Origin of the sequence: Cohnella silvisoli, from assembly GCF_021190915.1 — a bacterium.
GTDB classification, from domain to species: Bacteria; Bacillota; Bacilli; order Paenibacillales; family Paenibacillaceae; genus Cohnella; species Cohnella silvisoli.
The window spans coordinates 1-11,467 of record NZ_JAIOAP010000013.1 but is presented as its reverse complement, the minus strand read 5'-3'; the positions used below and the strand labels follow the sequence as shown (position 1 = coordinate 11,467).

The 11,467-nt window shown below is 46.5% G+C and carries 11 protein-coding genes and 1 pseudogene; 2 read left to right on the top strand and 10 right to left on the bottom strand.

Annotated features, from left to right (window positions below; genetic code table 11):
• Positions 1–15 precede the first annotated feature (15 nt).
• The 7 genes from K7P76_RS22100 to K7P76_RS22070 all read right to left on the bottom strand — a co-directional run bounded on the left by K7P76_RS22100 (position 16) and on the right by K7P76_RS22070 (position 7,340).
• Complete coding sequence (locus K7P76_RS22100) at positions 16–462, bottom strand: Uma2 family endonuclease (RefSeq protein WP_232187489.1); 447 nt, start codon at positions 460–462, stop codon at positions 16–18.
• A gap of 160 nt (positions 463–622) precedes the next feature.
• Positions 623–1,975: an ABC transporter substrate-binding protein gene (locus K7P76_RS22095; protein WP_232187488.1), complete on the bottom strand. Its 1,353-nt coding sequence runs from the start codon at positions 1,973–1,975 to the stop codon at positions 623–625.
• Between the two features lie 107 nt (positions 1,976–2,082).
• Positions 2,083–2,958: a carbohydrate ABC transporter permease gene (locus K7P76_RS22090; protein WP_232187487.1), complete on the bottom strand. Its 876-nt coding sequence runs from the start codon at positions 2,956–2,958 to the stop codon at positions 2,083–2,085.
• Positions 2,959–2,971: 13 nt separating this feature from the next.
• Positions 2,972–3,883: a carbohydrate ABC transporter permease gene (locus K7P76_RS22085; RefSeq protein WP_232187486.1), complete on the bottom strand. Its 912-nt coding sequence runs from the start codon at positions 3,881–3,883 to the stop codon at positions 2,972–2,974.
• A 24-nt stretch (positions 3,884–3,907) separates the two neighbouring features.
• Positions 3,908–5,215 (bottom strand): glycoside hydrolase family 125 protein, encoded by a 1,308-nt coding sequence (locus K7P76_RS22080; protein WP_309244786.1) that lies wholly within the window; start codon positions 5,213–5,215, stop codon positions 3,908–3,910.
• A gap of 121 nt (positions 5,216–5,336) precedes the next feature.
• Positions 5,337–6,446 carry a GntR family transcriptional regulator gene (locus K7P76_RS22075; RefSeq protein WP_232187485.1) on the bottom strand — a complete coding sequence of 370 codons (1,110 nt, stop codon included), beginning with the start codon at positions 6,444–6,446 and terminating at the stop codon, positions 5,337–5,339.
• Between the two features lie 120 nt (positions 6,447–6,566).
• Positions 6,567–7,340 (bottom strand): phytanoyl-CoA dioxygenase family protein, encoded by a 774-nt coding sequence (locus K7P76_RS22070; RefSeq protein ID WP_232187484.1) that lies wholly within the window; start codon positions 7,338–7,340, stop codon positions 6,567–6,569.
• A 162-nt stretch (positions 7,341–7,502) separates the two neighbouring features.
• Here K7P76_RS22070 and K7P76_RS22065 point away from each other — a divergent pair, with 162 nt between their 5' ends.
• Positions 7,503–8,378, top strand: a complete 876-nt coding sequence (locus tag K7P76_RS22065; RefSeq protein WP_232187483.1) for an AraC family transcriptional regulator — start codon at positions 7,503–7,505, stop codon at positions 8,376–8,378.
• 177 nt (positions 8,379–8,555) lie between these two features.
• Here the strand turns inward: K7P76_RS22065 and K7P76_RS22060 are convergent, their stop codons facing one another.
• The 3 genes and pseudogenes from K7P76_RS22060 to K7P76_RS22050 all read right to left on the bottom strand — a co-directional run bounded on the left by K7P76_RS22060 (position 8,556) and on the right by K7P76_RS22050 (position 10,663).
• Complete coding sequence (locus tag K7P76_RS22060; protein ID WP_232187482.1) at positions 8,556–9,032, bottom strand: C40 family peptidase; 477 nt, start codon at positions 9,030–9,032, stop codon at positions 8,556–8,558.
• Positions 9,033–9,246: 214 nt separating this feature from the next.
• Complete coding sequence (locus K7P76_RS22055; protein WP_232187481.1) at positions 9,247–9,846, bottom strand: DUF2087 domain-containing protein; 600 nt, start codon at positions 9,844–9,846, stop codon at positions 9,247–9,249.
• Between the two features lie 68 nt (positions 9,847–9,914).
• Positions 9,915–10,663 (bottom strand): annotated as a pseudogene (locus K7P76_RS22050) (hypothetical protein).
• A gap of 233 nt (positions 10,664–10,896) precedes the next feature.
• Here K7P76_RS22050 and K7P76_RS22045 point away from each other — a divergent pair.
• A partial coding sequence (locus K7P76_RS22045) for a nuclease/transposase family protein (protein ID WP_507236619.1) occupies positions 10,897–11,467 on the top strand: 571 nt, incomplete at its 3' end.

Below are 11,467 nucleotides of genomic sequence, written 5' to 3'. Positions count from 1 at the left end.
CAAAATATATTGTTCCTAGGCTTCATTGGCAGGATCGATAATCCAATATTCAGGTATTTGATAGGCAGCGTAAGACTTGAGCTTTTGTTGTTTATCCCGTTTGACAGAATGGGGGGATAAAATTTCCGCTACCAAGTCGGGAATACCTTCGATGCCTCTGCGCGTGATGATTTCCATTCTACTGCGATGAACCATAACGAGATCTGGCTGACGAACTTCCTTCGCAGACAGGATAAGGTCAACCGGGGATGCAAAAATAATATATTCCAATTGGCAGTTATTCGTAAGCAGCGTTTGCATTTGATAACTGATCACTTGATGTTTGGGAGATGGGGCGGGAGACATCAATTCAAGTACGCCATCGGCCACTTCGTAACGTTTGCCGTCATCAGGAAGCTGTGCATAATCGTCATACGTTACTTGTTGCTCCCGAATGATGGGTTGGTTATCGCGTTCCTTCACCAAAGCGCCTCCTCTTATCAAGTAGATCTCTTTCTTGTATATTATCAAACAATTATTCTATGGTTCAAGCCGCTATATACTTAAAAAAGAAGCCTCCGACACCAGATAGGCGATGTCGGAAGCTTTCATAGCTCAACAAATCTGAACTACCCCTGCTAAATTACTTCTCGCTAGCGATAACCTCGTTAATGCCTTCTTCCATTTTCTTCAAATCCTCAACCGGAGCCTTGCCGTCGATAACGTTTTTGAACGTAACGTCTACGAACTTCTGCGCTTTGCTTGCCCAAGGCTCCATAAATCGGACCGGTGTCTTGATTTCTGCATTCAGCATATAATCCAATCCATCGGCCAAATCAGTGTGACCTGCTGTCTTCAGCGTATCGAAGTAGGCTTGAGCGGAAGGTTTATATGTCGTAGGAGCAACCGGGAACTTCTGCAATACCGATTCGTACATCTCCGTCGATACATACTTGATCAGCTTGTAGACGGCTTCCGGATTTTTGACGGAAGCGGGGCTGGCGAAACCAACCGCATCGTATACCGCTACGGATTTATCAACGATCGGAGCAGGAGCATAACCCCATTCTAAGTCAGCTGCCGTACGGATCAAATCATCCGCATACCATTGACCGGCTTGCATCATCGGAACTTTGCCTTCTTTGAACAAGTTCGGGTAATTATCCGTGCTAGTGTTGAAAGGGGCAATGTAGTTGTTTGCAACACCATCCCGATATAGATTTACCGCTTCGATTAGCTTGTCGCTAACGGTTACTTTGGAAGTTGTAGTAATCCCTTCGGTGAAAGGAGCACCCAAGGATGCCGCATAGTTGTTCAAGCCGAAAACATCAGCCATTTGAACGGTATACAGTCCGAACGTCTGCACTCCGCTTTCTTTCTTGGCAAGCTTCTTAGCTGCATCCATCATTTGTTGGTAAGTCCAGCCTGCTGCCGGCTCCGTTACTCCAGCGTCTTTAAAGAGTTTTTTATTGTAGAAAACACCGTAAGTATTCATCAAGCCAGGGATACCGTATAACTTACCGTCTGCTTGCCAGTTCGGGACGATGCCCGGATAGAAGTTGTTGAAAAACTCGCCGTCGTCCGTCAGCTTTGAGGTCCAATCAAAGAGTTGACCCTTTGCCCCCGAGATAAGCTCGATATTATTACCTACCATGAAGACGTCAGGGGCTTGGTTTATCGAGATTAACTGACTGATTTTGGTATCGTAGTCTTTCAAAGGAGATGGCAATACTTCGACTGTAATGCCAGGGTTCTCGTCCTCGAACTTCTTCATCGATTCCTGAATCGCTTTCGTCATATCTGGACCTTCCCAGGTCATCATGGTCAATTTGACGGCTTCCGCTTTAGGTGATTCGGAAGCAGAAGGACTGTCGCTCTGTGCCGCTTTGCTCTCCGACGGAGCGTTTGAGGCTTCATTGTTCGACTTCTTCGAACATGCCGCCAATACCCCCATTACTAACAATATTGCGATTATAAAAATCCCTGTTTTTTTCAAAATCATGACCTCCTGATAATGTGTGATTAGATAGTTGTTTGTTAGCTTTCCTTGCCGATTCAGCCGCTCACCGCAGCGGCCTCACCCCCTTAAAGGGTTTTTCTAGCTTATTTGATACCTGCGCTGTTTAACGATCCCAGACCTTGCATAAAATATTTTTGAGAGAAGAAGAAAAGTAGCAGCACTGGCAGCATATAGAGCAAATTGGCGGCCATGAACAGATTCCAAGTATTGCCGTATTGCGAGCTGAACGCGGCGATCGCCATGGACAACGGCCACAAATCGGCATCCCGCAAATAAATAAGCGGCAATAAATATTCATTCCATGAAGCTTGGAAAGCTAAGATAACCATCGTGGCAACTAGCGGCATGCTGATCGGTACGATGATCCGGGTCAAAATTTGAAGGTGAGACGCGCCTTCGATTTTCGCTGCCTCGTCGAATGCGAAAGGAATGGAGCTTAGAAATTGTCTCGACAGGAAAATAAAGAAGGGATTTCCGAAATAAGCAGTTAAGATCAGAGGCCACCATGTGTTATAAAGCCCCAATTTAGCGAAGATATAGAACACCGGAATTAAGCTGACGATTTGAGGAAGCATCATACTTCCTAGGAAAGCGAAAAACCACATCCGGCGCCCGGGAAACTGGATCCGACTTATGCCGTAACCGATCAAAAGCGAACTGACCGTCTGCCCTAAGGTAATTAGCCCCGTAATAATTAGACTGTTCGAGAACACACGGAGAAAATGTATCGTATCCGCACCGTCAATGAAGTTCCGGAAATGGAATTCTCGGGGAAACCATTCAGGCGGCACCTTGAACATCCCGCTATTGCTGGACAAAGCGATTGTTATCATCCACAGAATCGGATAGATCATCGCTACAGACAGCACCAGAAGAGCGGCAAGTCTTAATATCCCTTTTGTCGGCCGGACTTGCCATTCCTTCGAAGGGACGATGGCGGCTTTAGTTTGTGCATTCATCGTCGCGACCCTCCTATTTCATTTCGTTCTCGTAATAGACAAACCGCTTTGATAAACCAAAGGCGATAATAGTGAAGATCAAAATAATAAAGAACAATATCCATACTTGCGCGATTGCATAGCCGAATTCATAACCGCGGAAGGCATTACTGTAGATGCTCAGGTTCAATAAATTGAGGGACATGTTAGGAGATGCAGGATCACCCGCTAATATCGACGGCTGAACAAATGTTTGAAAAGCCGTGATGAGACCGGTAATCAGTTGGAGGAACAATATAGGTGTAAGCAGCGGCAACGTTATCCGACTGAACTTCAGCCAGCCTGAAGCTCCGTCGATATCCGCGGCTTCATAAACGTCCGCTGGCACGGATTGCAGCCCGCTCAGGAAAATAATCATGTTCGAGCCTACGCCCCATAGATAGATGAGCGTTAAGGAGAGCAATGCCATTTTGTCACCGGACAACCAGTCAACTCCTTCTATACCAAACAACCGAAGGATGTTATTAGCAAGCCCATATTGTGGCTGGTACATATACATCCACAACGTAGCCGTCGCAACAACAGGAATGACGACCGGTAAATAAAACAAAGTACGGAAGAAACGAATAGCGGGAAGCTTCTTGTTCAGCAGCATGGCGAGCAATAAGCCGAATACAAGCCCTAAAGGAACACTTACAATTGCATAAGTTATGGTGAGCCTTATCGAAGACCAGAAAGTTGGATCTGTATGGAACATGTATTCGAAGTTTTTCAGGCCGATATATGTCGGTTTGTCGAAGCCGCTCCATTTGGTCATCGAGAAGTACACTGAGGATAGCAAAGGGTATGCAACGAAAATCAGAAATCCCAATATACCCGGGAGAATAAACAGATATCCCGTCAGCGTGTCTCTTCTCGCTCTATTGAACGTCAACTGAACTCGCATTTCATCACCCGCTTAATGTATGAATTAAATGACTGTCTCCGATAAGGGTGCACGGGTTTTTAGCCAGCCCGCAACGAACTGCCCGAACAAGCTGTTCGCCCAAGCGAACCATTTCCTTGTATACCGTTCCGGATCGTCGCAATGAAAGCTCTCGTGCATAAAACCCGTTCCAGCTGTCGTTTGAATAAGAGCGTTTATGATTTCAGCTTGCTCGGACGAATCCGTGGATGTAAGCCCTTGCATAATTAGGCCAATATGCCATATAAATCCTCGCGGGGTATGGGGACTTCCGATCCCTTGCGCATAGTGCCCCGCAAAGTAATAAGGATTCGCAGTACTGAGGACGAAAGCTCTCGTTCTCTGGTAAAGCGGATCGTCCGTGCCACGATAGCCGAGGTACGGGATAGATAGAAGGCTAGGGACGTTGGCATCGTCCATTAGATTATAGTTTCCATAGCCATCTGTCTCGTATGCGTAAATATCGCCCAATTCCGGATGACGGTAGATGCCATAGTTTTCGATGCCAAATTCGATTTCCTGTTGGAGCTTCTCGGCTTGCTGCGCAAGCTCTTCGTCGCCGTAGATGGATCTTGCTATCTCTGCCGCATACTTGAGAACAACGACCGCAAACATGTTTGCGGGGATCAGATAACCATACTTACAAGCATCGTCGCTAGGTCGGAATCCAGACCAGACCATTCCCGTATAATTCGTTCTCGTTCCCCTGCCTTCAAACGGAAGGGTATCAGAGGGCAATGTCTGCTTCTCCCTTTCTCTTTCGAAATAATAGGGGGATAACACATCATGTCGTTGTTCCACAATCATCGTTCTTATTACGGTACTCAGCATCTGATGCAGCTCGTCTGTGAATACCGCTTGATCTCCTGTAGCCGACCAATAGTCGTGACACAATTGAATCGGGTAACACATGGAGTCGAGCTCGAATTTCCGTTCCCATATCCAAGGCCCCATAACCGTAAGGTCAGTTTGATGTCCGTTACTGTTTGAATCCTTATTGAATGCGTTTGCATAAGGGTCCAAAAGTAAGTAATTTACTTGCCGTTGAATAAGTCCTCGTATTAATCTCCTTAATTTCTCGTCTTCCTTGGCTAAATGAACATAAGGTCGGATTTGGGCCGACGAATCGCGCAGCCACATGGCAGGGATGTCGCCCGTTATGACAAATGTCGTATCGTCTTCAAGCATTTGCACAGTCGTTTCAAGCGTATTCGGATAACAATTTAGAAACATTCGCGCTAATTCAGGGTCAATGCTCTCCGCTTGTTTCGCTACCTGTTCCATATAGCTTCTAATAGCAGGAAATTCATTCAAGCTTCCATCACATCCTAAGGCATTTAATCGGTCATCATTCGAAAGTAAGCAATCTCTTACAAACAAAAAAATACCATACAAAAGTATGGTATGTCAACATGTTTTATATACTTTAAGATTATTATTTATATACTATCTTATGCTCAACAATGTTTTGAAGAGTTACTCCCTCGTGATTCCACTGTTTATCGAGAAAATCGACCGCCATGCGCCCCATCTCCTCTTCGTTCTGCCTTATAGAAGTGAACATCGGCACATCCCATGACTGATCGGCAGAATCGAAACAGACTATTTCATAGTCCTCTACGCTTTTTCCTTTTTGCAAAAGCACTTTATGGAGGACGATGGCAAGATAATACTCACAGGTTACGAAAGCTTTGACTTTAGGGTTCTGATCGATGAATTTCCCAAGCACCTGCTGATCCACGGCGACTAACATCTTGTGGAAAGATTGTGGCAGCGTGCTGTGTAAATTTGTAATGATGTAGTCGGGACGAACAACGATTCCCCGTTGAATGATTGCGCTAGTATAACCCTGAATTCTGTCTTCGATCGTTGTCGTATTCTCGGCCGGTGTCGATATGAAGGAGATATCCGTATGGCCCTTATCGAGCAAATAAGAGGTAAGCTCTTGCGCCGCTTTTCTATTGTCGGTGCTCACTGAGCATGCCGCGATTCCTTTGAAATACCTATCCACCAATACAAGCGGAAAGCTATCGAGCACAAGTCTCAGAAGGTCGCCGTTATAATGCTCGCCATGGACGGGAAACACGATAAGGCCGTCAACGCCAAGCTTGACGAAATCCCGAATCGCCGCCTCCTCCACTTCTCTCTTATCGTTGGTTAACCTGATTAGAAGATGACAACCCATCGCAGCACAATGCTCTTCGATGGCACGGAACAAGCGCAGCCCGAATGAGTCCGTCATATCTGGAATAAGCAGGCCTACGAGCTTCGAGACAGAGCCGCTGTCGCCAACTTCTCGTACCGGAGAGAAGATATCGTTAGCGGAAGCCTCTTCATTCGTCACATAAGAGCCCTTCCCCCGTATTCTCTCGATATAACCGGATTGCGCCAACAGTTCCATCGCTTTTTTCGTCGTAATCCGACTTACATTATATTCGTCGGCGAGTTCCTTCTCCGACGGAACCCTGTCCCCGGGCTTCAGCTTCTGGACACGGATATCATTCGCAATTCGGTTATATATTTTCTCGTACAATGTCTCCTGCATCGCCAACGCACCCCAGCTCATCTTGGTATACCAAATATATCATCTATATGAATAGCGAGCAATATCTTTTCAATGCAATGTAAAAAGACACCCCTCAAGGTGTCTCTTCACATAATCAGTTTACATTAACGAAAAATCCGGCTTGTAATCCCGGAATTCCGGGTTCTCGCCGCATACCATCAAGCCTTGCCCCCAGTTTACGTGAACGTTCTCGGTTGGCGGATCGGAAGGATCGCGGTACTGGAACAGCACGTTGCGGCGCGGCCTGCTGCTGCGGTTAACGTCCGACCCGTGAATCGTCAAGTAGTTAAAGAACAGGACATCGCCGGCTTTCGCTTCGCACAGAGTTCCCATCGAGATCGGATATTCCTTATGATTGAGATAGTAAGAGCCAACGTGAGGAAGTTGCCCCTCCTTGTGCGTACCCGGAATAACGCGAAGACAGCCGTTCTCTTCATCCGAATCGTCTAGATGAACGCTTGCCGCCAGCATGGAGTGGTTCGCATGGGGGAAATACGGCGCATCCTGGTGCAAAGGGAAGGCTGCGCCTTTTTCCGGCGGTTTAACGAGCATTTTACTATGGTGCAGTTGCACGTTAGGACCGATCAGTTTGGAGAGCACCGCCACCATGTTGGGATGGGAAAGAGCTCTCGTAAAGGCGGCTTCATGGTAATGCACGTCGTGGAATCCTTTAAGCACCAGCTTCTTCAGCTCCTCCGGAGGAATGTAATCCCCCTGCCACGCCGCATTGCCGTCGAACTTCGACTTAGCCGCTTTCTGGATAATCCGCTCTACCGCTTCCCTCATCTCGGTCACTTCCGCGGGAGTAAATACGTTCTTCACCAGCAAATAGCCATTGTCATTGTAAAATTGCGCATCTGCAGCTGTAATCATAATTAAGACAACCCTCCGCTAATTAGTAATGTGATTCTATGTCCTTATTATATATAGGAATTTCGACTTTCGTATTTATAAGGAAGCGCCATCCTTTTGCACATTTACGCCTTCAATATGATAAAATTGTGCTATGCTACGCCTCATGAAAGGATGGTCGTTGTGGTATCCGTTTTCGATAATCTCCACTCCGCTCTCGTCTATCTCAACCAGATCACGACGCTGGAATGCTACGGCGGCGTATTCAAGATCCAGAATTGGGCCGGCCAAGTCAATCATGCGGACAATGTTTTGCATAGACACTCCTTTTTCGAAGTGTGTTATGTAATGGGAGGGAGTGCCGTCTATCTAGATGGGGAAAATGAATTCCAGCTAAAACAAGGGGATTTGTTCTGTTCTCGTCCCCAAGTATGGCACCGGATTCACAAGGGGCGTTCGCTCGGATTGTTATGGATTAGCTTTGAGATCGACGAAAGCCGATCCGCCGCGGAAGCGATTGAGCTTGTTAGGCGTCTAGAGAAAACCGATCGTTATTTCATTAGCAATGCGGATTTCTTACCCGCTGTTCTTGCCTGGCAATCTATGCTCATGCAATCCGGCCAGAGGCAAGGACTACAGGACATCGTAAAACCGCTTGCCAACGGATTCCTGTCTGCATTGATAAGCAGCTTTCAATTTTCCGATGACAACGCACCTAACCTGGAATTGAAGAGCGACCCCACCCGAGCTCTTAAACAAGCTCGAACCTTCATCGCCGATAATTTAACTTTACCGCTGCAGCTCGGAGACATAGCTAGATATCTCCATATCTCCGAACGGCAGCTGTCGAGACTATTCCATGACTACGAATCGCAAACCTTCGTGCAATATATGAGGGGAGAACGCATCCGCAGAGCAGAAGAACTCCTCTCGGAATCCAGCAAAACCATTAAAGAAATCGCCGCCGAGTGCGGCTTTGAATCCGTCCACTATTTCACGCGGGTATTTGCCGAAGCCGTCGGGAAACCGCCTGGACAGTATCGGGAGGAAAACGGTTAGCTCAGCCGTAAATCTTCCCACAAATTCTGGGAATCGTAAACAAGTGCAACCTTATCCTTCAACCTTGCGTCAGTAGACTTGAGAAAGCGGAACAACACCGGCAACGTTCATCGACAAACTAAAAACGCGGAACCCCTCATCGGAGCCCGCGTATTTCGAGAATGTCGCTATTTTTTCCTAGAGTACTCGCCGAGCCGTTACGTAAGCATTTCTCCAATAGTTCGTTTCCATGCTGGTCAACGTTACTCCCTTTTTACTGCTGGCATGCAGCATCATTCCGTTACCCGCGTAAATCGCGACATGGCTGATGCCGCCTCCGCCGGTCCTGAAGAACATGAGGTCGCCGACGCTAAGGTAATCTTTGCTCACTTTCTCTCCGGAATAGGACTGAGAGATCGATGTTCGCGGCAATTCAACTCCGAACTTGCCAAATACATATTGCACGTAGGATGAACAATCGAATTCGGACGTATCCCCGCTTGCGGCTCCATATTGATAAGGCGTACCCAAATGCTCTTTGCCGTAAGAAAGAAGGTCCAGAGACAGCGGCGTCGCTGCGCTCGCTTGCGAAGACGAGCTAATAGCCGTTCCTAACCATCCCGTTACAATCAAGCTGCAAGTTAGAAGTAATTTCATCGTAAGCTTTTTGTTCATCCTTGGTATTCCTCCCGATTTCCCAGGTTGCACGTGAACCTTTGATGTCGGGATTAAATATAACATATCTATTTTTACCGATAATTTACCAAGGAGAAACCGAACCCAGTCTCCACGGTATTTTGGCATGCTTTCTTAGAAAAAGGTTAGAAAACGTTCATTTTGTTACAACTAACTGTTAAGAGGGTACTACCCGCTCAATCCCCTGAAGTCATTATGATAATTCCTCCCACTTCGTCCACATTTCCCGAGGATTAAGTTCATATATTTCAGCTTCTCTGTACATGAATTGATGCATGATAAACTCTCTTCGTATCGTGGCGAAATCGGAATGAAATCCTTTAATAAAGTGATTCAATTCTTTCTCCGAATACTTCTGTCCCTGAGTTAATTGCATAACCATTTGTTCGAGAGTGATCAGTTTTTTCTTAAGCTGGCCCGGCAAGTGCTTTAATTTTCCCTCTGATGTGAAAAAGTTTTTCAAGACAGCTTCCTTAAGCCTTCTGTTTTTATCATCCGACAAACTCTCACCGCCATCGCCGTTTTTTATTATAAGTTCTAAAGCAGCCGAGGAATTACTTTTTAAGAAATAATGGTTTAGCGAAAAATAAATCGTATTTTTATCTCTTCGCTCATTAATCAAACTAGCTTGCCGCAGCTTTGCCGCGTGATGGGTGATCGTCGCAGGAGTGACAAATAATTTCTCAGCCAATTCTTGTCCGCTTATTTCGCCTCTAGCAAGTAAGATCAGCATCTTAATTCTAGTTGGATCCGCAAGAGCTTTGTGAAAACCAACCACTTTATCTAATTGCATAGAGGCTTTCATCCTCCATCTAATTTAATAAATATCTAATTAGATAATAATTAAATTAAGTGTCAAAGTTAAGTAGCGTCAAAACCATGACTTGGAAAGTCTGCAATTTGCCGCCCCATGGCTCTTTTACGCACCACTAGCGCCCCTGCCGCTAACGAGATCAGGAAACAGCCGCAGGCGAGAAGCGGTAGCGCGGACCACTCTAGAAGGGAGCGGCCGAGATACGTCTGCCACCCAATAGCTATTAAACCGAGCAGATAGGCGATACCCGTTATATGGATCAATCCGGTGCGAGCCTTGGCCGAAAGCGAGGTTCGTGTAGCCAACCAAGCGACAACGGGCACTGCTTGAAGAGCATGAAAGCCAAGGCCGTGCAGCCAAATGATATTGCCATGAAGACCGACGATCCTGCCTTGGTTAACCGAAATCCAGATACCTGCCGCAAACGAGAATAGTACTGCGATCATCGCGTAGCGGATGCCCGTCACCAGTTCCGGACGAAGCCTATAAGCTTTCCGGCGGAAATATTGAATCGCCAAGAACAGATAGCATAGTGCCAACAACATAGCGACGAAGGTAAAAATAGAACCAACCGCGACGTCAAAAGGCGCGCCGTCCTTCACGATATAGCTAACGCTGCATCAAAGGAGAAGGCATTCAGAACATTCCCTTCAGGGGAAACGGGTCCCCCATTCAACAATCCCCATATTGCACATATCCCTGCAAGCAGAAAACCGAGCAACCCGGTAAGTACCAGCCCTCTTTCCCCTTCAAAAAACTTGACTGCCGGGTTTGTACTTTCAACGGCACTCCTCATTCTCGTTTCACCCATCCTATTCTCTCCTCACCTATATCCGTTTAACGGCAATCCGAAAGAAGTCCTCTTCCTCTATAGGGAGGGGATGAATTTCGGCTAGGCGAAGCCTAGAATCTTCGTGCTCGAAGTCATGACCTTAAAAACTTACAATGAGCTCGGAAATCTAGATATAAGAACAAGTGTTTGGTATAATGAAGTTAGCGCATAGGTTTCAGATAGGGGGCGAAAACAAGATGATCCGATGTCTTAAAACAGCGTTTCAAGCTTCAAAAGCCGACCTGGAACGGCTGTTTGCGTGCAACCGGATTTCTGCAGAGATATGGAACCAGTGTTTGCTCATCGCTAAGCATTACGCTTTGCAGCACGATGGCAAATGGATCGGAAAAACGAATCTTCAAGCGGCATTGAAAAACCAATTCCCTCTGCACTCGCAATCTGTTCAAGCAGTGTGCCACAAATATCTGTTTGCCAGAGACAGCGCGAAACAAGCCAAAAACCAAGGTTTGGCTAACAAATACCCGTACAAGAACAAAAAACACTTCAACACGAAATGGGTAGACCAATCGTTCAAAATAGAGGGCAACACCCTAACCTTAAGTTTGGGTATTCAGAACGGCAAGCGCCTGCAGCCGATCAGAATCACCGTTCCAGACTTGCCTGATGCAGACATCAAGGAGATTGAGCTTGTATTTGACCGAAAACTCATGGTTTCGATGAGCTATGATGACGGAAGATCGGTTTCAGTAAACCAAGGCAACCAAGTCGCAGGCGTTGATCTGGGTGAAATCCACTCCATCGCGGCGA

Excerpts from the sequence above, each read along its gene's own strand:
- K7P76_RS22090 (WP_232187487.1), bottom strand. The coding sequence starts at position 2,958 with ATGAATGCACAAACTAAAGCCGCCATCGTCCCTTCGAAGGAATGGCAA.
- K7P76_RS22085 (WP_232187486.1), bottom strand. The coding sequence starts at position 3,883 with ATGCGAGTTCAGTTGACGTTCAATAGAGCGAGAAGAGACACGCTGACG.
- K7P76_RS22055 (WP_232187481.1), bottom strand. The coding sequence starts at position 9,846 with ATGCAATTAGATAAAGTGGTTGGTTTTCACAAAGCTCTTGCGGATCCA.
- K7P76_RS22060 (WP_232187482.1), bottom strand. The coding sequence starts at position 9,032 with ATGAACAAAAAGCTTACGATGAAATTACTTCTAACTTGCAGCTTGATT.
- K7P76_RS22070 (WP_232187484.1), bottom strand. The coding sequence starts at position 7,340 with ATGATTACAGCTGCAGATGCGCAATTTTACAATGACAATGGCTATTTG.
- K7P76_RS22075 (WP_232187485.1), bottom strand. The coding sequence starts at position 6,446 with ATGCAGGAGACATTGTACGAGAAAATATATAACCGAATTGCGAATGAT.